Raw genomic sequence first — 25,317 nt, forward strand, 5'->3', positions numbered from 1 at the left:
AAACCAGACACGGAAGTAAGGCGATTATGTCATCAAGGCCATTGGTGTCCGTTATTACTCCCACGTTTAACCGGGCAGATTACCTGCCGGTCGCGGTGGAGAGCGTTTTGGCCCAGACCATGCCGGATTTAGAACTGATCGTGATAGACGATGGTTCGACGGATAACACGGCAGCGGTAATGCAACCGTTCCTTGAAGACCCCCGCGTGCGGTACCTTGTACAAGATAATCAGGGCCAGAGTGCTGCACGCAACCGCGGGATTGAGGCTGCAAACGGTGAGTTTATCTGTTTTCTGGACTCGGACAATGCCTGGCTGGCAAGCAAGCTGGACAAAGCGCTTGAGGCATTCAGGGATAACCCCCAGGCCGACATTGTCTACGGCGACTACATCGTTATAGATGCGCAAGGAAAGGAGCAGGGCGTTAACCGGATGAAACGCTATACCGGGCGTATTACCCCCCAGCTAATCCAGGACAACTTCGTGAGCATGAACACCACCATGACTCGCCGGCGCTGTTTTGAGGAAATGGGTGGATTTGATAATGCCGATCGGCTGGCGGAAGACTATGGTCTCTGGTTGCGTTTTTCAACGTGCTATCAATTTTTGTATCTGCCTGAGGTCCTGGGATATTACCGTGTGATGGAGAACCAGATCTCCAGTGACAAAGACAGCCGTTTCATGGCTAACGAGCTTATAATCCGGCATTTCCTCGGCGCTTTTCCTCAGGCACTGAGCCGGCGTGAGGCTCGCCATGGGATGAGCCGGTTCCTGGTGCGTAAAGGGCGATACGAGCTTTCTCAAGGCCGGTATCGAACGGCGCTTAAAGAGCTGGCAAGGGCTGCCACGAACGATCCGTTTTGGTCTGGCCCTTGGCGGCTGGCCATCAAGATGCTGGTGAGCTCCGCGTCTCGGGGGCGAAAATGACGTTTACCGTTCGCAGGCTCTCAGAGGATGAGCTCTTTGGCCTCAAAACGAGCTGGGGAGAGCTGCTTGGCCGCAGCGATGCGGACCCGTTGTTTATGAGCTGGGCATGGCAGGTCTCCTGGTGGGAGACCTGGAGCCAGGCGCTGGAACTGGAACTGCTGTTATTGGGTGTCTACAGCGAGTCTGACGAACTGGTTGGTCTTGCTCCGTTGTATTTGAAGTCGGTCAGAACGCCTGTAGGCTGGCGGGTTCGTCGGCTCCATGTGATTGGTAACGCCTGGAAGCTCGGCCCTACTGTGCGGACCGAGTACGTTGGGCTGATTGTGGATCGCACACATCAAAAGCCTGTGATGAAGCGACTCGCCGATTGTCTGGCCGGGTTCGCCTGGGACGAGATGATTGTGGCGGATGCGTCGCCCAGATCCATGAATTTATTGGAGCCGGCCCTGTCAGAAAGTATGGATATAGCCCGATTGGTCAGGAGTGAAGCGGAAGGTGTCCTGGTTCCAGTTGAATCTGGCTACAGGCGCTGGTTGGAACGACTGGGAAAGAACACCCGCCTGAAGGCGTTCAACCGCCGAGCAGTGTTCGAAAGCGAAGTTGCAGGTGAATATGTTCCCTGGGACGACCCTGAGAGCTTTTTACAGGAGTTGAATCAGTTCCATCGTGAGCGTTGGGGCAAGCCTTGTTTTGACCGGCACGCGGTGCGCTTTCATCTGGCTTTCCTCAGCCGGTTGGGTAATGGCCAATTAGCCAGGCTTTCGGCGCTGACGGCCAAGGGGCAGGTAGTCTCAGTCCTCTACGATGTACAGGCAGGCAATCGTGTATACAATCTGCAGGCGGGCTTTATGGAGAGTTTCCACCCGAAACTATCGCTAGGCACACTGCATTTGGGCTACGCCATCGAAGCCGCATTCAATGATGACACCGTGATTGGATACGATTTACTGGCCGGTTCTGGCAAGAATACGTTCTACAAGAGCCGTTTTCAGGGCGAGCAGGTGGTTTTTACCACGGTGGAGTATGTTCGTTCCCCGGTGTTAAAACTGGCGTATGGTGCCCGGGCCTGTTTGCCCCAACAACTTGTGTCTTCCGTCAATCGATTTTTTCGTCTTTAGGCAGGTGTAGCGATGAGCAGGGAATGGATTCCGAGTCCGCAGGTAGTCAGGCAACTCTGGCCCTTTCTGGCGACCTTCTGCCTTATTGGTCTGGTTACCTTCCCGACGATTGAAGGGATTGTGTCACGCTGGCTTAAACTGGATGAGTCCTACTCTCACGGATTCTTGTTGGCCGCGGTTTCGCTGTTCCTGACTGCCCGGGCAGCAATGATCCATCCGGTTAAAGCCGGCTTTTATCCTTTTTGGCTGGTGCCGTTCATAGCGTGCTTTACGGTGTACTGGCTGGGTGGATTGATTCGCCTTCAGGCATTGCAGCAACTGGTGATGGTGCCCATGTTACTCAGCGCCTTCGCGGTATTGATGGGGTGGCGCCAGGTACGGTGGTTTCTGGTGCCCCTTGGGCTCCTGTTCCTGACCGTTCCGGTCTGGGACTTCCTTTCCTGGACGCTCCAGTTAATCACGGTCGCTGTTAATCAGTTCCTTCTCGGTTTTGCGAACATTGAGTTTGAGGTTGAAGGGGTCTTTGTTTACCTGATTGGTGTTGGCACCTTTGAGGTGGCGCACGGGTGTTCCGGCCTGCGTTATCTGCTGGTTGGGCAGGCGCTCGTACTGATTTACGGAGAGACGTATCTTTCCCGCCTGAGGTCGCGCGTCACCTTGTTCTGCCTCGGGGTCGCGTTTGCGTTGGTTGCGAATTGGATTCGCGTATTCGTTATTATCTATCTGGGTTATGAGACGAACATGCAGTCCAGCCTGATCGATGATCACGACAACTTCGGTTGGTGGGTGTTTGCCGGTACCCTGGTGCCACTCTACTTCATAGCACGACGTCTCGAAATCAAAGACGATTTGGCGATTGCGCAACAGAAGGCTGTGCAGCCGGAAATCATGACTCCGAGCGGAAATCCGGCCGTTGCCGTTGTGGTCATCATGATCGCGGGGTTTGCCACCTGGATTGCGCTGCCAGAGCGGACGTCGGCCGTCAGCGCTCAACCGGCGGCATTGGCCCTGGACCTGAGTGAACATTATGGGCCCGTATTCGGAGCGCAACTGGCGGGCTGGAGACCCCAGATACGCAACCCGGACCGTATGTATGTGCAAACGCTGTTTGACCGGGAAGAGGTCCGGGCGGGGCAGGGTGCTGAGGTGACGTATTATTTTGGGGTATTCACCTATGAATTCCAGAGGCACCGGGCAGAGCTGATTCAGTACAGTAATCGTTTGTACGATCGCGAGGTATGGACGCCTGAGCACTTTTTTCATGTTCCAACCTCGCTGGACATCCCGGTGCAGGGCATTACCTTGCGCAACCGCATGACAGGCCAGAGGATACATCTGGGCTATACCTACCTCGTACAGGGGCGGTGGGAAACCGATCAGTGGCGGGCCAAGCTGGCGCAGGTGTCAGGTTTTTTCAACCACCGTGATGATGCCAGTCTGCTGATTACCGCGGTTAATTGTGAGAACTGCAACGTTGAAGAGGCATTGACGGGTTTTATCGAACGGGCTTTTCCTGAGGCGCTCGCCCGGATTGATCTTGAGGTTGTTCGGCCAGTTCGTTGACGGCCTTTGTGAGACGGCTCAGGAACGCTTGGTGATTCAAAGCGTACCACAGGGTGGCACTGTGGGCTATGCGGTCCAAGTGCTCTGGCGATTCGCTGAGCGCTTTGTCTATGACCTTCTCCAGGCTGCGTTTTGAAACCTTGAACAGGGTGCCCAGCCGGAAAGGCTGGTTTTCCTCTGGCTCTGCAAGATAGCCGCGACACTCTTCAACCAGTTCATTCATCGGTGGGGCATCCGTAGTGACCGTTATGCATCCGTTTGCCAGCGCTTCAGCCAACACCTGCCCGTAACCTTCTACCTCTGATGGCAAAACCGCAAAGCGCGCCTTTTGCCACAGCATTTCTATTTCCTGATCGGTCAGATTGCTTGCGATTTCAATGTTATCGCTGCTGTAGTCCGAAGCTTTCAAGTGTTGGCTGATAACGATCAGTTTCGGCCACTCCGGATGTTGTAGCCAGCAATCCAGTACTGCACGCGTGCCTTTGAATTGGCTGTTGCCGGCTATGTGTATTGCCAGATTAGGGGCTTTATCTGCCAGCCTTGGGGAGGATGCTTTTTCGGTACCGGTAAACCCTAGATACGCCGCATTCGAGTGCAGGCGGGAAAATACTTCAACAGCGTGTCGGGTTTTACATTGAATACGGTCAACAAACCGAAGGTAAGGCAGGCGTGACTCAATAAACCATTCCTGATTGGGGATCAACCAGTGGGATTTGCCACGGTTGAGATAAGATAGCCTGATGTTTTCCAGGTGGATGACCAGATCCGCTCTGGCCTGACGTGGCGGTGTTCTCGCGATGGCTGCGCGAGTGGTGTAGTAAAGATTGCCGACACTACTTGGCAGATATCGGCTTAGCAGTCGATACCGGTAGTGGGATAGCCGGCTTTGCCATTCCGGTGTTGGTGGCAAATGTTCTACCTGACAAGCATGGCCCATGGATGTTATCGCCGACTGGAGAATGTCAGCATCCTTTGCTAACCCGCGCCCACTGCTAGCGTATACGATGAGTATGTCCATGGGTCACCACCAGAAAGAGAAAAGCCCTGCAAAGGCAGGGCTTTAAAGCGTAGCACAGAGTTGCATGTCAGGCTTTTTTACGGCCCTTCATACGCACTGCGATACCGGCCAGGCCGAGGCCCAACAGAGCCAGGGTGCCGGGCTCAGGGACTTTGGAGGCGCGAACCGCAATAACCATGTCATCGTGGTTGTCGTCGCCGATGTAGCCGTCATCCAGACTGATGATAAAGTAATCTTCTTCAACAAAGAACAGGTTGAAGTTGGTGCTGGAACTCGGGCTAGCAGTTCTGAACTGGCCACCGTTGTTGGCGTCGTTCACAATGTCCAGACCGGTTTGGATGGTGAATTTGAAGTCCAGAAGGGCTCCGAGGCCACCAGTGAAAACAGTGCTGAAAGTATCGTCAGGGGTGCTGTTGGTATCGAATACCAAGGTGTTACCCCAGTAGAACTGGTTGTTGTCAGAGGCTTCTTTACCGAGGTAGGTAAAGGTCAGCTTGAACGGATCTGCTGAGGTTGAGGTGAGGTTGTGCCCGAACAACACTGAGTCACCAACGCTATATAGCGGGGCGTCAGCAGTCCAGGTGCCGGCAACGCGGGTTGCGTAATCGTTATCGCCGGGTACGGTTTGCTCGGCGGCTGCGCCGGGGGCATTTCCGTTGGCAACGGCGTCAATGTAGGCTGCCTGTGCGAAACCGGAAAAACCAACTGCGGCTGCCAGTGCGATGCCTTGTGTAAGTTTGTTCATTTGAGTCACTCCTCCAGTGAGTGGTCGAATTTTTACAACACCCTTTAACCAAAGCAGATAGCGTGCCAGATTTTAACTCATTGATTTTAATGCATTAATTATTTCTTTAATCTGGGCGATGTAAATTAATTCGACGATCTGTCTTTTACTGCACACTGTACTGAACCGGATCTGACGGTTCGCTACTCAGTCCGTTGGTGTCAATCACCCTTATAGTGAAGTACCAATCTCCCGAGGAGAGCCCTTCTATCCTTGCTTCAGTTGTGCCCGCTGGAACCTCCAGGATCTGGGGCATGTTTGTTGGCGCTTGGCCGTAGTTGATCAAATACCCGGAGATTTCGCTGAGTGAGATACTGCTGCCGTCTACGCGTGTAAGGGGCGGGGTCCAGGATAGCGTGACACTGCCCGCGCTGGCGCCATTATCAGATGGTTCGCTGGTTACCGGCGCATCCGGTTCAGATACGGTCTCAAGTGTGTACGGGTGAAGTCCTGACTGGTAAGCCTGCAACACGGTAATACCGCTGTCATTAAAGACTTGATCGGCGACAGGTTGTAGCAGCGGTAAGCCGTATCGGAGCTTGTACAGGTCGTCTATGCCGTCGTTGAGTGAGCTGTCGCTGGAGGTGCTATCAAGAGAGAGGGCTTGCACCACGTTTTCCGGGTTAAGACTTTGCCCGGTGGCTGTATCGGATATCACCAGGCTCGCAGAGGCGTCCCATCCTGATTCGAAATATTCCATAGTAACCGCTACGGGTATCTCGGCCGGAAGGCTGGCTGTACTGGTATAGGTGGTGGCGGATTGGTTTTTCCACTGATTGATAACCAGATTGCCATCAAGGAAAAGGCGAACACCGTCATCCGTTCTTGTGGCAAACGTGTATTCGCGCGTGCCTTCCGTGTGCGGTGGAGTAAACCAGCCCTGCCACCGAATACTGAAATTATTATTGGGCATATTGGCAGACGGGCTGCCACTTCCCCAGTTGAAATTAATGGCGGTGTCTCGCTGGGTGTAAACAAAGCTGTCAAAGTTTACGCCTGTGAAATACTGGCCAACGTATCCTGGCTGGTAGGTTGCTTCAGGTGCAGGGAAATCCTCAGGATCCAGTGGGTTTGTGCCCGCCAGGTATTCCTCGAGTACGGAGTATCCGTCTCCATCCAGGTCTCGCGAGGCATCGGTTGGGTCTGTGGGATCAAGGCCGTAAGCGTATTCGTAACCATCGGGAATGCCATCGCCGTCGGTATCTGCAAGGTTGGGATCTGTGCGCGCCCAGAATTCATCCAGTGCTGTAAGCAGGTCTCCGTCGGTATCTGACATCGCATCCGTCGGGTCTGTCGGATCCAGGCCGTAATAGATTTCCCAGTTGTCGTAGAGGCCATCACCATCTTCATCCAGCGGTGGATATTGGGCGTTATACGACAAGCCCTTTTCACCATCGAAAAATCCGAGACGGTAGCCGAGTTCATAGGCTTCTTCGGTGGTCAGTTCCGGTTGGGTGCCCGGGGTTGTCTGCGCAAAACTGTGCAGGAAAGGGCCATCGATCACCTGTTGATTCAGCCCGGGTCCGGACCAGGCCACGGTAAAGTGGTCATCCCAGCCGCCTTCTTTGTGCCTCAGCTCGAAATAGTATTTTTGTCCGGCTTCGAGGTAATGAATGCCTGAGGTTTGCGAGCTGTAGCGAGTGAAATTATCGAGCGGGGTCGCCATGGTTGAGGCGATTCGAACGATATCTTCCGGAGACTGCGAAGGGGAGAGCCAGAGTTGAGTTTCGTCGTCACCTGCAATGTAGAAGGTGTATTCACCCGTTGCGGGGGGTTCTAAATAGCCACGAATCAAGGTGCCGTAATTGTTGGCCCGGTTGGCTGCGCGCCTTAATTGGTTGAGTTCTGTAATTTCGTCAGGTGAGTCCGGGAATTTCTCGGCGTCTATCATGCTTTGAACGTTGTTGCCTGATATGCCATCAAAGTACCAGACGTCGACTTTTCCCGGTTCGCTGACTTCGGGAATGGCAGCAGTGGGTGGTAACTTTTCAATGTCCCGAAACTGCCAACTCTGGCAACCACCGAGAAAAACCACCACTACACCGAGGCCGAGAATCTTCTTGGCAGCCATAACTCACCTTCCTTGCGCAACGATACATTGTGTAAAGTATTGTTGCAGTGTGTTAGGGCTGCCACCGAGTCTTAGGAACGTTTCGCTATCTGCCTACCGCGCTTATAGCGTTAAGCTCTGTCAGGCCTCGTTATCCAGCTTGGTCAGAATTCGCCTGGCGTCGTCATCCCTGCCGGCTGCCCTGTAGGCCTCCACCAGATGCATGGCAATTTCGCGGGAGCCTGGGTCCAGCTCGTGCGCTTTCTCAAGCACGACAAGGCTTTGTTGTTGCTCACCGGATTCAAACAGTATCCAGCCATAGGTATCCACCACCGCTGCGCTGTCGGGGACCAGTTCGTAGGCTTTCCTGGCAGTGTCCAGGGCCCGATTATCACCCGTTTCGTAATACAACCATGCCAGGTTGTTAAGGGCTACCGCATTGGTCGGGCTGAGTGATACCAGCTGTTCGTAACTCGCCTTGGCTTTGTCTTGTTGGCCCGTCTGCTGATGTGCCATGGCCAGGCTGAGCATGATTCTGGTGTTGTTCGGGAACTGCTCCATGGCCTGTTCAAGAGACTCCAGGGCCGCGGTGGGCTGGCCTGCACTACTGAGTGCTCTGGCTCGGACAACTTGCAGCTCTGGGGTGTTTCGTTTGGTGAGTGCGAGCTGATAGAGCTCAGCGGCTTGTTGGTGTTCTCCCTGGCTCTCGTAATAGCTGGCTTCCAGCTGATACGGGCCTGGGGATTCGGGGTTGTGCTGTTTTGCGTCCCTCAGAGCGTCCCTGGCGGCAGCGGTATTGCCATTACGGAATTCGATAGAGGCCACTTTCAGGGCCATGTCTTCGTTATCCGGGAACAAGGTGCGGCCCCGATTGAGTATCTGTAGCGCCCGTTCGGTTTGTCCACGCTGTACCATTTGCGTTGCAATACCGTCGTACACTGTGGCGACCAGTGGCTCGGTGGGAGATGGCGCATCCGCTTGCTGCCGCTCCACCAGCTGGGCAGTGAGTTCGTCGGCTTCGGAGGTGTTGTTCTCAATGAGTGCTGTCTCAAGAAGAATCAGGCGCGGCCCTGCCGCTTCCGGGTTGTCCTCGCGTATGCTTCGCATCAACTCGGTTAGGTCGTCTCTGGGCAGGAGGTTGGCAATTGCTTGCAGTGCTCCGCGGTTGTCGGGCGCCAGCCTTACGGCCTGAGTATAGAGTTCTCGGGCGGTGTCATTATCATCGCGCAACCGGGCCAGGTTACCGAGCCCTACCAGAGGCGTCGGGTTGTCGGGTGCCGCTTTGTGTGCCTGCTCGAAGAACTTCCGGGCGTTGTCCATGTTCCCGGTATTGCCGGCCAGGTTGCCTTTTGCAATCAAAGCGGCCACGTTGGCCGGCTCTTTGCTTAACAGGTCGTCCAAGGCCTTATGTGCGGCGTCGGGATTGCCCGAGGCCATCTGCGCCTGGCTCACTAGTATCGTGGCCTGGGTCGATTCAGGAGCCTCTGCTGGAATCTGGCGCGCCTGGCGGATGGCGGCCTCGTAGTCCTCGCGCTGGGCAAGGTAGGTGGCGTAGCGCAGCCGAAGATTGTGGTTATCCGGTTGCAGTTCGAGGGCCCTGTTGATGAGCTGGAGGCCACTCTGGTCGTCACCGCTGGCGAGAGAAGCGATGCCAACCAGAGCCAGAGTTTGTGGGTCGCTGTCGCGATCCTTGAGGTCGTCAAGCAGTGTTTTGGCGCCCTGGGGGTCTCGCATGGAGATTCTGGTTGCGGCCAGAAGCTTGCGAACACCGTCGGTGTCGTTCATCTCCGCGAGGGGTTCCAGCAGGCTGGCGGCTTCTTCAGTGCGGCCCTGCCGGAAACGGATAACGCCCAGCATCAGGGCACTTTGCTGGTGCCCGGGCGCCTGGTTCAGCACTTCCTGTAAAAAGCGAGCAGCGGTATCGAGATCTCCATCGTTATAGGCGGCGGCTGCAGCTTCAAGGTTGCTCTTGATGGTTCCGGGCCCGGACTTGGCAAGGATTTCTTCATAAACAAAGGCTTCTGCTGATTTGCCTTGCTGGCGAAGAACCGTTACCAGAGCTGAGATGGTCTGGTACTTTCGGTAGGTCATCACGTCGTACTGGCCAATCGTTTCCAGTGCGCGGATATAGTTTTGCTCTGCCTCGGCCCATTGTTCCTGTGAGTGGGCGAGTTGTGCTTTCCATAGCCAGATGTCTTCATGGTCAGAATCGATGGTTTCTGCCTGGCTGAGCAGTTCGCGGGCTTTGGCAATGTCGCCCCGGGCGGCGGCGATTCTGGATAATCCGACCGCGGCGGTGACATTCTGATCATTGCGTTGAAGGGCGTCAGTATAGGCTGTCTCGGCCCGACCAAAATCCCCGGCCGATAACCAGGCCTGGCCCCTCAGGTTATCCGCCTTGAGTTCCTGGTCCCGAGAGGGTGAGCTAATCTGATCCAGCGCCTGGACAGCTTCTGCGGTTTTTCCCTGCAATATCCTTGATTCCGCGCGGATTAACGCGGCCTGGTTCATCTGGGGCTGGGTAAGGGCGTCTTCGGACCGGTTCTCCAGGAATTGGTCAAGCTGGCGCTCGGCGTTAACAGCATCTCCTGCGGTCAGCAGGTTGTTGATGATGACGAAGTAGGGATCAACGCGCTCAGGTTGCATCTGGATGGCGCTGCGAGCCTCAATAGTGCTCGCTCTTAACTCCCCCTGGCGTTGGAAGAACCGCGCCTGGTCAAGGTGGCTGATATACTGGATGTCATCCTGTGACATGTCCGGCTCGCTGTTGCAGCCAGTCAGGCTTAACGCGATGGCAGCCGAAAGCAGCGACACTCTTACAACGTTACTGATTTTCATGCCCTGTTCCTTCCTTTTATCGGGGTCTTGTTCTGAATCCGTTGGGGTTGGTCACACACCGCTTGTCGCGGTGGAGGTCTCAATCCGGTATTTGTCTGTGAGGTTATAGAGCGTTGGGCGGGTGACCCCCAGCAGTCTCGAAGCCTGCGCCATATTAAAGTTGCTGGTGGTCAACGCCTGTATGATCGCTTTACGTTCCGCCGCTTCACGAACCTGGCGAAGGTTTAGCTGGTAGTCAGCTTCACAGCCGTCGGCGGGGAGCACCAGGTCGTCTGCGGTAATCCGTTTGCCGTCAGCCATAATGATGGCCCGTTTCACTTTGTTGATCATCTCCCGCACGTTCCCTGGCCATCCATAGGCATTAATGGCCTGTGCAGCGTCTTCGGAGAAACACAGGTTGGGCCGGTCGAGCTGCTTGCCCAGGGTTTTCAGCAACGACTGGGCTATTACCAGAGCATCGCCTTCACGTTCCCGCAGGGCTGGCACATCCAGGGTGATTTCACTGATCCGGTAGTAAAGGTCTTCCCTGAACTCTCCCTGGCTGATCAGGTCCTGAACATTTCTATGGGTCGCGCAGACCACCCGGACGTCTACCGGTATGGGTTTGACTGAACCCACTCTGTCTACCACTCGTTCCTGCAGGAACCGCAACAGTTTTGCTTGCAGGGCCATGGGCATGTCGCCGATCTCATCGAGGAACAGGGTTCCCCCATTGGCGCTTTCAATTTTGCCTTTCTTCGATTGCGTCGCGCCGGTAAACGATCCCTTTTCAAAGCCGAACAGCTCACTTTCCAGAAGGTTCTCCGGGATGGCGGCACAGTTGATGGCGGCAAAGGGTTTGTCAGCCCGGTGGCTGAGATCGTGTAGTGCCCTGGCCAGCAGTTCCTTGCCAGTGCCGGTTTCTCCGGTAATCAGAGTAGTAACGTCTGCAGGGGCGACTTTTTCAACCGTACGGCAGATAGCGAGCATTTCACGGCTGGCGGCAACAATGCCTTTGATGGTGGTGCCGTTGCCCTGGCTGGCCAGTTCACGGTTCTCTCTTTCAAGCTCTGCAAGCCGGAACGCGCGGTTGACCACGAAGGTGAGGATGTCGGCATCCAGCGGTTTCTGGTAGAAATCCGATGCGCCCATGCCAATAGCTTTAACTGCGTTTTCTTTATCTTCCCGGCCGGTCACCACAATGACTTTGGTCATGGGGGCCAGGCGTAAAATGTCTTCCAGAAGCGCAAAGCCCTCGGATGCTCCGCCTGGGTCGGGCGGCAAGCCTAGGTCCAGAGTAATAACTTGGGGTTCAAGGCGCCGAAGGGCCGTGAGAGCGGCCTCACGGTCTGATGCAACAGATACATCAATGTCGTCGCTGAAACACCAGCGCATCTGGCTCTGCAGGCCGGGGTCGTCTTCTACAATCAGTAGCTGCTTCACAACAACACTCAATCCTTTGGTCTGTGTACGGCGCGGCTGCCACCATTGGCTGAACCGGCATTTCCATGGTTATGATTCTTAACTGAACATTGACACTTTGCAATGCTGATTCATAAAAATACCTTCGGGCGACGATTAGTTGACGGTTTTCTGTGGGTGTACGGTTTCCTGAATTGGCACACTCGGGGCCGCAGCCCGTATTTCGGCTTCGGACGTGAGCAGAGGAATCCTGACGGAAAAGCAAGACCCAACGCCTGGCTCACTGGTGACATCAATATTGCCGCCTAATTCCTGAATGTATTCTCTGGCCTGGTAGGCGCCAATTCCCATGCCGGTAAGGCCCTTGGTGCTCTCGAATGGTTTGAACAGCTGGCTGCGGATGAAGTCGTCGGTCATGCCGGTGCCCGTGTCCTGAATGAAGATCACAACATTGCCTTTGGCGGTTTTAAGATTGATGGATATGTCGCCGTTTGCCGGGGTTGCGTCCTGGGCATTCTGCAACAGGTGGCCGAGCACGCTCCGCAGCTGTTCTTTATCCGCAGACACAAAGATGTTGTCTGGGCTGCCTTGCAGGGATGGTGCAGGCGCCCGATGGCTGTGATGGGCGATCAGCTCCTGGACCAGTTCGGTCAGGTTTATCGGGCTCCGGTTTTCTTCTGCCGGGTTGGAAGGTTTACGAATGTGGTCCACGAGGTTGGCCATTTTGCGTACTGCGTGGTCTGTGGTGGCGATCATGTCGTCGATAAACGCCGGGTTGTTCCGATGCTTGGGGGCGTTTTTAACCAGCAGCGACAGCTGTGCAATCAGGGTTTTCAAGTCGTGCACCATAAATGCTGAGGCTTTACTCACAGCCTCGAACTGCATGGCCCGCGAGAGGCGGTTCTGGGCATCCATCTGGGCGAGCAGGTTACAGGTCTGTCGGGCTACCACTTTGATAAGGTCGAAGTTTTCCCAGTTCAACTCAACTTTCGAATAGGGGCGCCCCACCATGGCAACGCCGTAAAGCTCGTTGCCAAGGTACAGGGGAATAATCAGCCAGGCGTCTGGGGTGTTGGTGATGGGGTCAGGAATCTCGAGCAGGTTGTAGCTTATCGGGTCGGACCGGTATTCGTTCAGATCAATAATCCACTCCCGATCCGTGAAAAAACGGACCAGTTCCGAATCACTATCGATAATGGTGTATTTGGGCGTGGCGAGGTTCACGCTCGCATTCAGCAGGTAGTCGCCCTGGTCGCTGCGAAGCCAGATGGCGCCAGCGTTGCTCTCCACCAGGCCTGCGAGAATTCGGATTACTCGCTCGGGCAGGGGAGGGTCATTGCTCAGGTCGGCCAGTTCACGGGTCATTCTCAGCCATTCGTTCCGGTAATCGTACTTGTAGTCGAAAAAGTTCTGGCTGATGAACACCATCAGCTTGGCCCGGATTCGCCTCGACAATAACAGGGTGACCAGAAATGCCAGGGAAACGCTGATGAACAGCACCTGCATGGCTTCGCCCCACGCTCCGCCCAGGGCGCGAACGTAGTATCCACCTACGGCAAGGAACAACAGGTACCCGCCGGCGAACAGGAAGGTGCCCACATGGAATACCGCGGAGCGCGAAAGCTGGAAATCCACCGGTTGTTTGCGGGTATTGATAATGTTGACGGCAAACAGCGGCATTAATGCAGCGTTGACGAAGCCCCTGGCATTCCAGAACGAATCGGCGACTTTGCCGAACAGCAGGGCATCGGCGTACATGAAGAAGTCAAAGGTGAAGATGGTGGCAACACCAATGCAGAGGTACTTCATGGAGGACCGGCCAAAGCCGGGGGCGTTGCGCCAGATCTGTTCCACCAGTGACAGCCCGACCAGGGCCAGAGCGATTTGCCCGATGACTTTGGTTTTGCCATCCAGCAGGGCGAGGCCAAGGATAAATTCAAGGCTGCCCAGGGTCAGCAGGGTTGCGATCAGTATGAAGAGGGAGGCGCCAAGCACTTTTTTGAGCTGGCTGGCGAGCTTGCCCTGGCGAAAAGCGTCCCGAAGCATGGCGAACAGCAGCAGGATCCAGGCGGTATCTCTGAGCAATTCAAGCAGGTAACGTACGAAAAAGCCGGGGTGCCCCCAAAGGCTCTGGGAGACCAGGGTGCTTGCCCACAAGGTGGTGACCAACGCCGCAAGGAAGAGGGCGCGGTCAAGATCCCTTCGCAGATAACGTGTCGCGATCAGCACAGACAGCACCGCGAACAAGGCTGCCGCCGCACCGTAGCTGATCACGCTGATGTCCCTGAGCATTCGGTCTTTCCTTGAACCTGGGTTCTGTACTTATTCTGTACAGGGTAGCTCTGAACTCCCGGTTCCGTCTACGGGTATCGGCGTTTTCCCGGCCTGGTTCACACTGGCCGTTTGTTGTCCTGATAGTAACGGAAAATATCTGTCAACTGACGTTTGGGGGTAAATCCGAACTCCCGGGCAAAGGCCCGGCCATCAATCACCACTGGGTACTTGAAGAACGCCATCAGGTAAGTCGGGAAGCTCCTGAGGTTCAGAATTCTTGAAATCGCCTTGGGAACGACGGGTGGAATGGATGGCAGTGGAATGCGCTGGCATCCGCAAAGTTTCAAGGCCTGTTGATAGGCTACCCAATCCTGGGGGGCGACGTTGAACACGCCTTTTACGGGTTTGTTCCAGGCCAGTACGATGGCATCTGCCATGTCGTCTATGTGGATGAATTGCATCATCGGCGAGAAGCCGGCCAGCACCGGAGCCCGGGAGCTGCCGAGCAGTGAGCTCATGGAATTTCGCACACCGGGGCCCACGATGTTGCATGGCCGAAGAATGGTGATGTTCAGCTCCGGATAGCGCCAGAGGTAAATGTTGGCCAGGTTCTCCAGTTCCACGGAATCCACAAGATCCGCGCTCAGGCCCGCGCTTTTGAGGGGGGCGGATTCATCAATCAGGGCCGGGTTGTAGGCGACGGCGCCGTATACGTGGTAAGTGGAGAGAACAATCACCCGGCGAATGCCGTACTTCTGGGAAAGATCCAGCAACTTCTGCGTGCCCAGCACGTTGGCGTTATAGCGGCGCATGCGGGTGAGCTGGCTGGACAGTATCCGGCCCAGGTGGATCACGCCGTCAAACTGATATCGCCTGAACAGGTCCTCGAAAACCCGCTTGTTGAAGTCGATGCAATAGCTGGGGATGTCGTCTCCCAGATACACCTGCTCACGGAAATCGACGGCGACCAGGTCGCAGGTTTCCCTGAGGCGGCTGATGACTTGTTGAGCCAGGGCGCCGGCGGCACCAGTCACGAGGATGTGGGGTCTTCGTTTGGTGGTCATCAGAACAGCCTTTTCCTTTCACTAAGCCCTTTGTCGATCAATCGGCTGATTTCAGCCTTGACGGCTTCCACCCGCTCGGTCACCTGTTCTTCCGGGATTTCGGTATTGTCGAAATGCATGGGTGGGCCGAAGTTCAGGTGTACCTTGGCCGGAAGAATCACGGGCAGTGCCACCGGAACGTAGGGCACGCCCAGTGCATTGGCCAGTGGCTTTATATTGGCAATGGCAGGGATGGTTTCCTCGCAACCCACCACACCTACCGGAACAATCGTCGCGTTGTATTTCATGGCCAAATGCATGAAGCCGTTGCCGAACCGCTTGAGCTGGTACCGATCACGGTACAGTTTGCCGGAGCCGCGAACCCCTTCGGGAAAGACGATCACCGCTTCATTGTTTTCCAGCATCTTGGCGCAATTGACCGGGTCCCCAAGAACGGCGCCCATCTCATTGAGCAGGTTGCCCAGCCAGGGCACGGTGGGAAAGAACCGCTCGATCATGGCCCGGGGAATGCGGGGGTTGTCTTTTCGTGATGCCAAAGCATAGCCGATAAGGAGGCCATCCAGGGGGAGCTGGCCGGAATGGTTGGCAATGATCAGAACCGGGCCTTCGGCGGGCACATTGTCAACGCCAGAGGCCTGAACACGAAAGTACTTCTCGTAGATCTGCCGGGTAAGGGAGAAGCCGTACTTGATGGCCTCGTTGTTATAACCCCAGGGGTCGTAGCCCAGGGAACCGATTGGCTTGCGTATTCGCTCTATCTGCTGGTCCAGTTCGGCTGGTACCAGTCTGGATTTGAGAAACGATGCCAGGCCCATGCCTGCTCCCTGTCTGATGGATTTGGATTTTCGGCGCAGTCAGATGCGGCCGATCAATACGCCCAGAATGTGGCTCTGGCCTTCATTCAACACCCGATAATCGCCGTCGGCATTGGCTGTTTCGACACACAGCATTTTTTGCCAGCCATTGCCGGGGAAGTCCGAAAGCCGGGCAGCCTTGTCCGGCCCGGGATTCCATACCACCGTTGAGTCACTGCCCACCGAGGTCAGCTTGCGTTTTCCAATCGGTGTCACCACTGTAAGGGGCTCGCCGGATTCATAGATTCTGTCGGTTTCACCCTCGAAATAGACCGGGCCTTCCTGAGTGCAATACTCCCAGTCTTTCAGGGTGTCTATGTACTGACTGTTGCCAAGGCCAAGCACGCGGGTGCGGCTGATGTCAGCGGTTGGTAAATAGGTGTGCAGCGCCTGGCTGAACGCCAGTGGCTGGCGTGAGAGGTTGGTGGTGGTCAGTGCAACCTGGCAACCCCTGACCGAGAAACTGAACGTGGCCAGCACCAGTGCGTGGCCATCCCATTGCTCGGCGAAATCCTCGTTGGCATTCAGAGACAGGCTGATCTCCACTTCATGGGCGCTCTCGCGTACATCTTCCAGGCGCCAAAGGGCGGTGCGGGCGAAACCGTGAGCAGTCGGTTCATGAACCCGCTTGCGGATTTCCGGCGGGTTTTTGGCTGGGTCGCCAAACCAGGGCCAGCAAATTGGAATGCCGCCCCGGATTGCCCGGCCCGGTTGGAATCTGGCCAGCTCACTCAGCCACAGCCAATTGTTCTGGTCCCGTGGGGAAAAGTGAGTCAGGTGTGCGCCTTGGAGGAAAATAGTGGCCTGAAACAGAGGATGGTGCACCTCCAGGGCCTCAAGCTGGCCGATGGTTTGCCAGCGGGTGAACGACCATTGTCCCGGTGTCACCGAGACCGGTGGTTTGTTACTGCTTTCAGACATGGTTTGCGACGACTTCCTTTGCGATGATTTCCTTAAGGGTATCTGCTTACCAAGAGAGTAAATTAAATCCGCCGCGCCGGCGAGTTTGATCATACAATAGCCTAAAATTCAGGGGGTGTATTGATGGATTCTGATAGCCAGAGCGCGGTTATTGTTCCACTGCCGGAGCCTCGGCTCGAACATGGCCAGGGACATTTCGATCAGGTAGTGGGTGAGGGCTCGCTGGCGGGCACTGCGGGCGCGCACGATGTTGATCGTGTTGACGCAAGGTGGCTGGATCAGTTGGCGGATGGCTTGAGCGAGCACGCCTGGCTTGAGCTGGATCTTGCTGATCGCCTGCCGGAGGGGTTGGTGCCGGCCCTGCTCAATGAGGTGAAGATTCTCGAACGCACCGAAGCGATGAGCCGGGCTGGTATCGGGCGTGGAGCGGATCTGGTGAAGGATCGCAGCGTTCGGCGAGACAGTATTGCCTGGCTGGAAGGGTTCACCGAACCGCAGGCAAGTCTTTTCAGGTTTCTGGACCAGTTGATGGCTGGCCTCAATCAAAAGCTGTTTCTCGGGCTTAAACGGTATGAAGCGCATTATGCGACCTATCAGGCCGGCGACTTTTACAAGTGCCACCTCGACAGCTTTCGCGGGCGGGCGTCCCGGATGATCAGCCTGGTGCTTTACCTGAATGACGACTGGGGCCTGGAAGACGGCGGCGAATTGCAGGTGTTCAGCCCACGGGAAGAGGATAGGGCGATTGGCCTTGTGCGCCCGGAAGCTGGCCGTGCCGTACTCTTCCTGAGCGAGGAAGTGCCCCATGAGGTGCTGCCGGCAAGGCGAACCCGTTATAGCATTGCCTGCTGGTTTCGGCAGGATGAAGTGCCCTTGCCGCTCTAGTGTCCCTTAAGAGACACTAGCCGTTGTAGTCCTTATATCCTTCTGATATTATGCGCGCCGCTTTCGGGGTAAAAGTCCCGGAACGCCGTTATGGTGGCCCCATTGGTGCCCCCGCAACATGAAACCGTGAACCCGGTCAGGCCCGGAAGGGAGCAGCCGAAGCGGTGGATGTGTGTGCCGGGGGATTGCTGATGGGGTCACCCCCAGATTTTCTCCCTCTGTTATTTTCTCCTTTTTATCGATTTTCCTCTGTGATTTTGTGGGCTGGTTCACGCTGAGCCACCTTATGGCCCGGTTGGCACTTGTCCCTGTCTATCGTGTTTTTGGCATGCTACCCAAGCGGTATTTTGCTGTTGCCCGATCAAAACAAAGACAAAAAGGGAAAGCTATGAAAAGTGCCAAAACAACATCGCTCGTAACAGCGGGCGTGCTGGCGGCTGCATTGACAGCCCAGCCAGCCTCCGCGTGGTGGTTCAGTAAAAAGGACACCTACACCGAAACCAGATACCCGATCGTGCTGGTGCACGGGCTTTCTGGTTTTAACAAGCTGCTGGGCTTTGTGGAGTACCACAACGGAATTCCCGATGCCCTGGCGGAAGGCGGCGCGGAAGTCTTTGTGCCCCAGGTGTCTGCCGCCAATTCCACGGAAGTTCGTGGCGAGCAACTTCTTGCCCAGATTGAAGAATACCTGGCGGTATCCGGCGCTGAGAAAGTTCACCTTATTGGTCACAGTCATGGTGGGCCCACGGTGCGCTACGTGGCCGGGGTGCGGCCTGACCTGGTGGCGTCCGCCGCCAGTGTCGGTGGTGTTAACTGGGGTACACCGGTGGCCGATGCTGCCAGTGGCGTAGATCTGGATGGCCTCGGAAACTGGTTCTTCGGGTTGATTGATACTCTTTCTGGCGGAGGCGGTTTGCCTCAGGATACCAGTGCAGCCATCCATTCGCTCAGCACCGAAGGCTCCCTGGCATTCAATGCCCAGTTTCCCGCAGGTATGCCGTCCAGTTACTGCGGTGATGATGGCGCTGAAGTGGCCAATGGGGTGCGGTATTACTCTTGGGGTGGCAACAGGGTAGTGACCAATCTGCTCGACCCCAGCGATCTCTTGCTGGCGACCATGAGCCCGCTTTTCAATGAGCCCCACGACGGCCTGGTGCCCGCCTGCAGCATGAAGCTGGGTAAGGTGCTGGGTGTGGATTATCGGCACAACCACCTGGATGAGGTGAACCAGATTTTTGGTCTGGTAGGCCCCTTCGCGGCAAGCCCGGTGCAGCTGTATCGCCAGCAGGCGAACCGGCTGAAAAATCTCGGGCTTTAATCCCAACCTGTTGGCGGGCCTCCGGGCCCGCCCTGGAGCGAAACCGTGGTACACAGAGTTGGGATTTTCGCACTCGGGGCTTTGCTCGCCGTTGTGGCCGGTTTTTGGCTGTTTGCTGATGGTGGGCAGGGCTTGCCGGGTGCAGGCATCGAGAACGTTGGCCAGCAGACTGCAGGGCGTTCCGTCGCACTGCCTGAAGAAGTAGCTGGAAGTTCCTCCGCTGAGGATAGCGTGCCGCCGTTACCCCGTGATGAGAGGATATCCGATATCGACGTGGATGGCAGTGTTCGGGTGGATATGAACGGAAACCTGGTGCTGGATCCGTCACTGCGGCGGTTTCTGGATTTCTACATAGGTCTCACCGGTGACCAGGTCCACGGCGAAGCACTAAGGCAGAGACTGGCGGCAGAGATGCGCCAGCGCGGCATATCGGCCCAGGTGCAACTGGAAGTGCTCGAGATTCTGGATGATTACCTTGCCTACCGGGGTGCTTCGGAAGCACTGGCCGTGAGGCGTAGTGGCAACGTGGAGGATTTGCAGGCGGTTCTGGACGAACTGAAGGACCTACGACGGAAGCATCTGGGCCCGGATGTAGCTGAAGGATTCTTTGGAGCAGAGGAAGCACGCCTCAGATTGATGCTCGACCGGCAACGCATTCTGGCGGACGAAAGCCTGAGCGGCCACGAGCGTGACCAGGCATTGGCGCAGGTTGACCAGCTGTTGCCTGAGTTTTCGGTTCAAACTCGCCGCCGTTCAGAAGCGGTGGTGTCGACCAGCCTGAAGGTCAGCGAAATGCGAGAGCAGGGCGCCTCAGAGGAGGAGGTGCGGGCGGTGCGGCTGGAAGCCTACGGCCCGGAAGCGACGCAAAGGCTGAGCCGATTGGACGAACAGCGGGCCCAGTGGCAAAGCCGGGTGGCTGAGTATCGGCGCCAGAAGGCGCTGATCGACCAGGCCGGTGGGCTGACCGCCGAAGACCGGCAGGCAGAGGTTGAGGCGCTGCGGGTGCGGATGTTTGAAACGGAACATGAGCGCAGGCGGATCAGTGCCCTTGACCGGGCCGGGGATGACGGTGCGTGAACAGATCATCCTTCTTCTGGCCCCGGCTACATGCTATTGTTAGCGCCGGTTTATAGCAGTAGTTGAAGGATCATGAGCTATCAGGTTTTAGCCCGAAAATGGCGCCCCCGCACCTTTGAGGACATGGTGGGGCAGGAGCATGTGCTTCAGGCACTGGTGCATGCGCTTGAGCACCAGAGGCTGCATCACGCCTACCTGTTTACCGGCACCCGGGGCGTGGGTAAAACCACCATCGGTCGATTGCTGGCCCGTTGCCTTAATTGCGAAACAGGCATTACCGCCAATCCGTGTGGCAAGTGTGGCAGTTGCCAGGAAATCCTGGAAGGGCGGTTTGTTGACCTGATCGAGATCGATGCGGCCTCCCGCACCGGTGTTGACGACATGCGTGAACTGACAGACAACGTTCAGTACGCTCCCAGTCGCGGCCGCTACAAGGTATACCTCATCGATGAGGTACACATGCTCACCAACCAGTCCTTCAATGCCTTCCTGAAGACCCTGGAAGAGCCGCCCGAGCACGTCAAATTCCTTCTGGCTACGACCGATCCCCAGAAACTGCCGGTGACGGTGCTATCCCGTTGTTTGCAGTTCAACCTGAAGCGGATGACACCGGAGCACATCGTAGGCCACCTCAAGCACGTACTGACCGAAGAGCAGATTCCCTTTGAGGAGCCTGCGCTCTGGCTGCTTGCCCGGGCAGCGGACGGCAGCATGCGTGATGCCCTGAGTCTGACCGACCAGGCGATCGCCTTCGGCAACCAGAATCTGGCTGCCAGTGATGTCAGCAATATGCTGGGCACCATTGATCAGCGTGACATTGAGCGCATTGTTGCAACGCTGGTTGAGCGGGATGGCCCCGGTTTGCTGGCGGAGATCAGCCGCATTTCAGATTTTGCGCCGGATTACGCCGTCATTCTTGCGGATCTGCTATCCCTCTTTCACCGGGTCACCATGGAACAGGTAGTACCGGGCAGTGCCGACAATGCCCTGGGCGATGCCGCCCAGGTTCAGTCACTGGCGAAACAGTTGAGCGCGGAAGACGCCCAGCTGTTCTATCAGGCGGCGTTGATGGGGCGTAAAGATCTGGCGGTTACACCCGATGCCCGCATGGGGTTTGAAATGACTCTGCTCCGGATGTTGGCTTTCCGGCCGGGGGCTGATCGCCGTGAGCCGCCAACCATTGCTTCTGGTGGCAATGAGGGCCAGGCGCGCGCCGAACCGGAACCCGACCCTGCCCCTGCCCAGAGCCATCAGCCTGCACCGGTAGCTGAGCAGGCATCAGCGCCCGCGCAGAATCCTGAGCCGGTGGAAGAGCCGCGGCCGATTCCAGAATCAGCACAGGCACACCGTCCAGCCGAGGCTGACTCGGCAGAACCGGAACCCGAGCCGCCCATGATGGATGCTCCGCCCTGGGATCCAGACCCCGGCGACCCGGCTCTGAGCGCGGAGGTTGAAGAGCCAGAGACTTTGGTCAGTAATATTGCACTTGAGCCCACCGAACCGCCGGTGTTTGAGGAAGCCCAACCTCAAGGCCCGGTGGAACCGGAGGTTGAGTCGGTTGTCGAAAATCAGGAGCCGGTAACCGCGGACGGATTTGTATGGGAACGGGATTTTCGCCAGTTGGAGATTACTGGCATGCCCGGCAACCTCGCCAGCTACAGTGCCATGGCGATGGACGGTCAAACCGTGGTGTTAACCCTGGATGAAGGCCACGCCCGGCTGCTGAATGCGCGCCATGAAGAAAAAATACTGGCAGCCTTGAGATCCCGCTTCGGTGATGCCACTTCACTGAGAATAGAGCAGGGTGAGCCAGGGCTTCATACCCCGGCCGCCTGGGAAGAACGCCAGCGGGCAGCCAGGCAGAAAGCGGCAGAGCAAGCGATCCGTCAGGACCCGGTGGTAAAGAGCATTGTTGAACGATTTGAAGGGCGGGTGGTTGAAGAAAGCATCCGTCCCATAGAGACAGGCAGGAGATAAACACATGATGAATAACATGGGCGACCTGATGAAAAAGGCGCAGCAGATGCAGGAGCAGATGCAGAAGGCCCAGGAAGAGATTGCCAAGGCGGAAGTCACAGGCGAGTCCGGTGCCGGCCTGGTCAAAGTGACCATGAACGGTCGCCACGACGTTCGCAAGGTAGACATTGATCCGTCGCTGCTGTCTGAAGACAAAGAGATTCTTGAAGATCTGTTGGCAGCGGCCGTTAACGATGCCGTTCGCCGTGTTGAGGCAAATCAGAAAGAAAAGATGTCTGGCATGATGTCCGGAATGGGTATGCCCCCCGGATTCAAGATGCCGTTCTGAACCTGGGCCCGGCCCGCCATAGTCTTTGAGGAGCGTTCATGGCATTCAGCCCCCTGGTTGATGAATTGGTTGAATCCCTCCGGTGTTTGCCCGGAGTTGGTCAGAAAACGGCACAGCGCATGGCATTTCATCTGCTGGAGCGGGGCCGCTCTGGAGGCTCCCGGCTGGCCAGCGCCCTGAGCCAGGCGATGGATGGCGTGCGTCGATGCGACAGCTGCCAGAACTTTTCTGACACCGAAATCTGCAACATCTGCGAGAAGCCGGAGAGGCGTACCGGCACCCTGTGCGTTGTGGAAAGTCCTTCTGACTTGCTTGCCATCGAACAGGCCGGCGATTATCGGGGCAGTTATTTCGTGCTGATGGGGCACTTGTCGCCGATTGATGGCGTGGGCCCGGAAGAAATCGGTATTGAACGGTTGCTACAGCGGGTCCGCGAAGAGGGTGTGACTGAACTGATCCTGGCGACCAATCCCACCGTCGAAGGCGAGGCAACTGCCCACTACATCGCTGACCGCCTGGATGGCCAGAATATCCTGATCACCCGTCTGGCCCATGGCATTCCGGTGGGTGGCGAGCTGGGCTATGTAGATGGCTTCACACTTACCCATGCATTCCGGGGCCGAAAGCCCCTGTCTGAATAACGTCTCAGGTTCCTCCATGACTCTTTCCGCACCGGCCGTTACCATTCCCCCGGCCCCTGACACTGTTCGCTGGATTCGCGAGCCAGATACCCTGGACAACTGGCTGGACGCCCTCGAGCCCGGGGTACCGGTGGTGCTGGACACAGAATTTGAGCGAGTCTCTACCTTCTATCCCATTCCCGGTCTGGTGCAGCTGGGTGGCGGCGGTGAGTTCTGGCTGATTGATCCGGACGTAGCCGAGGCCTCCGAACGGTTTCGGGAGATGCTGGCGGATAGCCAGCGACCAAAGCTGTTATACGCCATGAGCGAAGACCTTGAGCTGTTCCGGCATTGGCTGGATGTGATGCCTAAAGGTGTGTTGGACCTCCAGATTGGCGCGGCACTGGCCGGTGCCGGGTTTTCGGTGGGTTATGCCCGCCTGGTGGAAACCCTGTTCGGTGAAACCCTGGATAAATCCGTTACCCGGTCCGACTGGGTGGCCAGGCCATTGAGCCCGGAACAGGAGCGCTATGCCCTGGATGATATCCGTTTTTTGCAACCGGTGTATGAGTGGGTTTGCCACGGCTTGCGCGAGCGCGGGCTGGAACAGGCTATGGCCGACGAGTCACAGCGCTTTGCGGATGAAGCAGCCAGCCTGGAGGACGCCGGGCAACACTACCTGAAACTTCGTGGTGGCTGGACACTGAATCGGGAACAGCAGGCGGTTCTGCAGGCCTTGGTGGTTTGGCGGGAACAGGAGTGCCGGCGGTTGGATCGCCCCCGAAACCGAGTGTTGAATGATGGCTTGCTGATAGCCATTGCCGAGCGCTGCCCTGGCTCGCTCAGAGCCCTCAATGATGTCCAGGGCGTTCCGGGCGGCATTGTAAAGCGTTATGGCGAACACCTGCTGGAATTGGTTCGGGGTGCCAGAGAAGCTGACCACACCGATCTGAAGCCCATACCCAGGCCGCTGACCCGAGATCAGCAAGCGCTGTTCAAAAAGGTCAAGCGTTGCTTCAGAAAAGTGGCAGAAGATACTGATATACCCATTGAATTGCTGGCGCCAAGAAAACGCCTTGAAGGCGTTATTGAAGAGGGCATCATGGCAGGTAATCCGTTTTTTGAAGGCTGGCGCAGGGATATACTGGCGCCGGTCGTCCCGGAAATTGAGGAGCTTCTCGTACAATGAAAGACCGTGAATTTGTATCGGTGTTTCGCAGCAGTAAAAAAAGCGATACCTACATCTATGTTCGCCGTGGCCAGGTTTGGGATGATCTCCCGGAGGCTTTGCGTTCGATCTTCGGGCAGCCGGTTCACGCTATGGATCTGCTGTTGAGCCCAGACAAAAAGCTCGCCAGGACCACCGGTAAAGAAGTGCTGGAGGCGTTGGCCGAGAAGGATTTCTTTCTGCAGATGCCGGAAGAGCAGGAAACTTATATTGTTGATTTTCGGCGAAAAATCGAGCAGCGTGGACAATGATTGCAGAGATTCCCTTCTGGCAGCGTAAGCACCTGAACGAAATGACCCGGTCAGAGTGGGAATCTCTGTGTGATGGCTGCGGGCTTTGTTGCCTGCAGAAGCTTGAAGACGAAGACACCGGCGAGGTGTACCACACCGACCTGGTCTGCGGTTACATGGATACGCAAACCTGCCGTTGTACCGTGTATTCTGACCGGCTGAAGAAAGTTCCGGGTTGTACGGTTCTGACACCGGAAACGGTATCAGACTACCACTGGTTACCGTACACCTGTGCTTACCGAACGTTGGCGGAAGGCCGGCCCCTTGCGGACTGGCACCCCTTGCGATCCGGTGATCCTGAATCCGTGCATCGCGCCGGGGTTTCGGTAAAAGGCAAAGTCGTCTCTGAGGACGGCGTGCCGGAAGAGGATTGGGAAGACCACATTATTCACTGGGTTCTGTAATGATCGATACTGATGCTTCACTAGCTTACGGAATTTTCTGGGCGGCCTACGCAGTCGCTTTCGTTGTGTTGTTCTACATGATGAAAGCGCTGTTTCGGATACTGCCATTCTATGGTGTGCGGACGTTGCTGCTGTCGGCCCTGGTTGTTTTATTTCTGACGCCCGTAGAGTCTGCAGAGCTTGCAGGCTGGTGGATTCCCGCTTGGTTGTTCGCCGGTTACGAACTTATTCTGGGAGACGCCGACGCGGCCGGCAGGGCACTGCTGAATTTCAGCATTGCCGCTCTGGTGATGTTGTTGGTCTGGATTCTGGATCTTGTCCGGTATCGGCTGGTGCGCAAATAACTCCAAGAACGTGCGAAATATCAGACAGGTAAGGG

22 protein-coding genes and 1 other RNA gene are annotated in these 25,317 nt (G+C 56.4%); 14 read left to right on the forward strand and 9 right to left on the reverse strand.

Annotated elements, in window-relative coordinates; genetic code table 11:
• Positions 1-26 precede the first annotated feature (26 nt).
• The 3 genes from RVM24_RS04705 to xrt are packed head-to-tail and all read left to right on the forward strand — an operon-like array spanning position 27 to position 3,607.
• Positions 27-926: a glycosyltransferase gene (locus RVM24_RS04705; RefSeq protein ID WP_061331081.1), complete on the forward strand. Its 900-nt coding sequence runs from the start codon at positions 27-29 to the stop codon at positions 924-926.
• The gene (locus RVM24_RS04710; protein WP_061331082.1) at positions 923-2,044 is read left to right on the forward strand and encodes a GNAT family N-acetyltransferase; all 1,122 of its coding nucleotides are present in this window, start codon (positions 923-925) and stop codon (positions 2,042-2,044) included. Before RVM24_RS04705 ends, RVM24_RS04710 begins: the two co-directional genes overlap by 4 nt.
• 12 nt (positions 2,045-2,056) lie before the next feature.
• Entirely contained in the window at positions 2,057-3,607 is a 1,551-nt protein-coding gene (gene xrt, locus RVM24_RS04715) for an exosortase (protein WP_061331083.1), read from the forward strand.
• On the opposite strand, the gene RVM24_RS04720 is transcribed toward xrt, so the two are convergent.
• The 9 genes from RVM24_RS04720 to RVM24_RS04760 all read right to left on the reverse strand — a co-directional run bounded on the left by RVM24_RS04720 (position 3,540) and on the right by RVM24_RS04760 (position 16,811).
• Positions 3,540-4,625: a glycosyltransferase gene (locus tag RVM24_RS04720; protein ID WP_061331084.1), complete on the reverse strand. Its 1,086-nt coding sequence runs from the start codon at positions 4,623-4,625 to the stop codon at positions 3,540-3,542. The genes xrt and RVM24_RS04720 overlap by 68 nt on opposite strands.
• 67 nt (positions 4,626-4,692) lie before the next feature.
• Positions 4,693-5,370 (reverse strand): PEP-CTERM sorting domain-containing protein, encoded by a 678-nt coding sequence (locus RVM24_RS04725; protein ID WP_061331085.1) that lies wholly within the window; start codon positions 5,368-5,370, stop codon positions 4,693-4,695.
• Positions 5,371-5,515: 145 nt separating this feature from the next.
• Positions 5,516-7,480, reverse strand: a complete 1,965-nt coding sequence (locus tag RVM24_RS04730; protein WP_061331086.1) for a PA14 domain-containing protein — start codon at positions 7,478-7,480, stop codon at positions 5,516-5,518.
• Between the two features lie 120 nt (positions 7,481-7,600).
• Positions 7,601-10,297 carry a tetratricopeptide repeat protein gene (locus tag RVM24_RS04735; RefSeq protein ID WP_431475023.1) on the reverse strand — a complete coding sequence of 899 codons (2,697 nt, stop codon included), beginning with the start codon at positions 10,295-10,297 and terminating at the stop codon, positions 7,601-7,603.
• Positions 10,298-10,348: 51 nt separating this feature from the next.
• The gene (prsR, locus tag RVM24_RS04740; protein ID WP_061331088.1) at positions 10,349-11,719 is read right to left on the reverse strand and encodes a PEP-CTERM-box response regulator transcription factor; all 1,371 of its coding nucleotides are present in this window, start codon (positions 11,717-11,719) and stop codon (positions 10,349-10,351) included.
• Between the two features lie 135 nt (positions 11,720-11,854).
• Complete coding sequence (prsK, locus tag RVM24_RS04745) at positions 11,855-13,990, reverse strand: XrtA/PEP-CTERM system histidine kinase PrsK (RefSeq protein WP_431475024.1); 2,136 nt, start codon at positions 13,988-13,990, stop codon at positions 11,855-11,857.
• A 98-nt stretch (positions 13,991-14,088) separates the two neighbouring features.
• Positions 14,089-15,036: an SDR family oxidoreductase gene (locus tag RVM24_RS04750; RefSeq protein ID WP_061331090.1), complete on the reverse strand. Its 948-nt coding sequence runs from the start codon at positions 15,034-15,036 to the stop codon at positions 14,089-14,091.
• On the reverse strand, positions 15,036-15,851 hold the full coding sequence (locus RVM24_RS04755; protein ID WP_058089657.1) for a lysophospholipid acyltransferase family protein: 816 nt from the start codon (positions 15,849-15,851) through the stop codon (positions 15,036-15,038). Before RVM24_RS04755 ends, RVM24_RS04750 begins: the two co-directional genes overlap by 1 nt.
• Before the next feature lie 39 nt (positions 15,852-15,890).
• The gene (locus tag RVM24_RS04760; protein WP_061331091.1) at positions 15,891-16,811 is read right to left on the reverse strand and encodes a D-hexose-6-phosphate mutarotase; all 921 of its coding nucleotides are present in this window, start codon (positions 16,809-16,811) and stop codon (positions 15,891-15,893) included.
• A gap of 123 nt (positions 16,812-16,934) precedes the next feature.
• Between RVM24_RS04760 and RVM24_RS04765 the strand changes: the two genes are divergently transcribed.
• From RVM24_RS04765 to RVM24_RS04815, 11 genes are all read left to right on the forward strand, one after another.
• Entirely contained in the window at positions 16,935-17,696 is a 762-nt protein-coding gene (locus RVM24_RS04765; protein WP_082780495.1) for a 2OG-Fe(II) oxygenase, read from the forward strand.
• A 100-nt stretch (positions 17,697-17,796) separates the two neighbouring features.
• An RNA gene (gene ffs / locus RVM24_RS04770) (signal recognition particle sRNA small type) lies at positions 17,797-17,893 on the forward strand.
• A gap of 191 nt (positions 17,894-18,084) precedes the next feature.
• Positions 18,085-19,014 (forward strand): esterase/lipase family protein, encoded by a 930-nt coding sequence (locus RVM24_RS04775; RefSeq protein WP_082780496.1) that lies wholly within the window; start codon positions 18,085-18,087, stop codon positions 19,012-19,014.
• A 45-nt stretch (positions 19,015-19,059) separates the two neighbouring features.
• Complete coding sequence (locus RVM24_RS04780) at positions 19,060-20,091, forward strand: lipase secretion chaperone (protein WP_061331092.1); 1,032 nt, start codon at positions 19,060-19,062, stop codon at positions 20,089-20,091.
• Between the two features lie 72 nt (positions 20,092-20,163).
• Positions 20,164-22,068: a DNA polymerase III subunit gamma/tau gene (gene dnaX / locus RVM24_RS04785; protein ID WP_061331093.1), complete on the forward strand. Its 1,905-nt coding sequence runs from the start codon at positions 20,164-20,166 to the stop codon at positions 22,066-22,068.
• A gap of 4 nt (positions 22,069-22,072) precedes the next feature.
• The gene (locus RVM24_RS04790; RefSeq protein ID WP_061331094.1) at positions 22,073-22,396 is read left to right on the forward strand and encodes a YbaB/EbfC family nucleoid-associated protein; all 324 of its coding nucleotides are present in this window, start codon (positions 22,073-22,075) and stop codon (positions 22,394-22,396) included.
• Between the two features lie 38 nt (positions 22,397-22,434).
• On the forward strand, positions 22,435-23,037 hold the full coding sequence (recR, locus tag RVM24_RS04795) for a recombination mediator RecR (RefSeq protein ID WP_061331095.1): 603 nt from the start codon (positions 22,435-22,437) through the stop codon (positions 23,035-23,037).
• 16 nt (positions 23,038-23,053) lie between these two features.
• Entirely contained in the window at positions 23,054-24,205 is a 1,152-nt protein-coding gene (locus RVM24_RS04800) for a ribonuclease D (protein ID WP_061331096.1), read from the forward strand.
• Complete coding sequence (locus tag RVM24_RS04805; RefSeq protein ID WP_061331097.1) at positions 24,202-24,495, forward strand: YcgL domain-containing protein; 294 nt, start codon at positions 24,202-24,204, stop codon at positions 24,493-24,495. Before RVM24_RS04800 ends, RVM24_RS04805 begins: the two co-directional genes overlap by 4 nt.
• A complete protein-coding gene (locus RVM24_RS04810; protein WP_061331098.1) occupies positions 24,492-24,938 on the forward strand; it encodes a YcgN family cysteine cluster protein in 447 nt (148 codons plus the stop codon). Before RVM24_RS04805 ends, RVM24_RS04810 begins: the two co-directional genes overlap by 4 nt.
• Positions 24,938-25,282 (forward strand): hypothetical protein, encoded by a 345-nt coding sequence (locus RVM24_RS04815; protein ID WP_061331099.1) that lies wholly within the window; start codon positions 24,938-24,940, stop codon positions 25,280-25,282. Before RVM24_RS04810 ends, RVM24_RS04815 begins: the two co-directional genes overlap by 1 nt.
• Positions 25,283-25,317: the final 35 nt, after the last annotated feature.

It is taken from the genome of Marinobacter sp. KM021 (assembly GCF_050707965.1).
In the GTDB taxonomy this organism is placed as follows: Bacteria; Pseudomonadota; Gammaproteobacteria; order Pseudomonadales; family Oleiphilaceae; genus Marinobacter; species Marinobacter shengliensis.

Excerpts from the sequence above, each read along its gene's own strand:
- RVM24_RS04760 (WP_061331091.1), bottom strand. The coding sequence starts at position 16,811 with ATGTCTGAAAGCAGTAACAAACCACCGGTCTCGGTGACACCGGGACAA.
- RVM24_RS04800 (WP_061331096.1), top strand. The coding sequence starts at position 23,054 with ATGACTCTTTCCGCACCGGCCGTTACCATTCCCCCGGCCCCTGACACT.
- prsK (WP_431475024.1), bottom strand. The coding sequence starts at position 13,990 with ATGCTCAGGGACATCAGCGTGATCAGCTACGGTGCGGCGGCAGCCTTG.
- RVM24_RS04775 (WP_082780496.1), top strand. The coding sequence starts at position 18,085 with ATGAAAAGTGCCAAAACAACATCGCTCGTAACAGCGGGCGTGCTGGCG.
- recR (WP_061331095.1), top strand. The coding sequence starts at position 22,435 with ATGGCATTCAGCCCCCTGGTTGATGAATTGGTTGAATCCCTCCGGTGT.
- RVM24_RS04815 (WP_061331099.1), top strand. The coding sequence starts at position 24,938 with ATGATCGATACTGATGCTTCACTAGCTTACGGAATTTTCTGGGCGGCC.
- RVM24_RS04710 (WP_061331082.1), top strand. The coding sequence starts at position 923 with ATGACGTTTACCGTTCGCAGGCTCTCAGAGGATGAGCTCTTTGGCCTC.
- RVM24_RS04810 (WP_061331098.1), top strand. The coding sequence starts at position 24,492 with ATGATTGCAGAGATTCCCTTCTGGCAGCGTAAGCACCTGAACGAAATG.
- xrt (WP_061331083.1), top strand. The coding sequence starts at position 2,057 with ATGAGCAGGGAATGGATTCCGAGTCCGCAGGTAGTCAGGCAACTCTGG.
- RVM24_RS04805 (WP_061331097.1), top strand. The coding sequence starts at position 24,202 with ATGAAAGACCGTGAATTTGTATCGGTGTTTCGCAGCAGTAAAAAAAGC.
- RVM24_RS04765 (WP_082780495.1), top strand. The coding sequence starts at position 16,935 with ATGGATTCTGATAGCCAGAGCGCGGTTATTGTTCCACTGCCGGAGCCT.
- RVM24_RS04735 (WP_431475023.1), bottom strand. The coding sequence starts at position 10,297 with ATGAAAATCAGTAACGTTGTAAGAGTGTCGCTGCTTTCGGCTGCCATC.
- dnaX (WP_061331093.1), top strand. The coding sequence starts at position 20,164 with ATGAGCTATCAGGTTTTAGCCCGAAAATGGCGCCCCCGCACCTTTGAG.
- RVM24_RS04725 (WP_061331085.1), bottom strand. The coding sequence starts at position 5,370 with ATGAACAAACTTACACAAGGCATCGCACTGGCAGCCGCAGTTGGTTTT.
- RVM24_RS04720 (WP_061331084.1), bottom strand. The coding sequence starts at position 4,625 with ATGGACATACTCATCGTATACGCTAGCAGTGGGCGCGGGTTAGCAAAG.
- RVM24_RS04730 (WP_061331086.1), bottom strand. The coding sequence starts at position 7,480 with ATGGCTGCCAAGAAGATTCTCGGCCTCGGTGTAGTGGTGGTTTTTCTC.
- RVM24_RS04790 (WP_061331094.1), top strand. The coding sequence starts at position 22,073 with ATGATGAATAACATGGGCGACCTGATGAAAAAGGCGCAGCAGATGCAG.
- RVM24_RS04755 (WP_058089657.1), bottom strand. The coding sequence starts at position 15,851 with ATGGGCCTGGCATCGTTTCTCAAATCCAGACTGGTACCAGCCGAACTG.
- RVM24_RS04750 (WP_061331090.1), bottom strand. The coding sequence starts at position 15,036 with ATGACCACCAAACGAAGACCCCACATCCTCGTGACTGGTGCCGCCGGC.
- RVM24_RS04705 (WP_061331081.1), top strand. The coding sequence starts at position 27 with ATGTCATCAAGGCCATTGGTGTCCGTTATTACTCCCACGTTTAACCGG.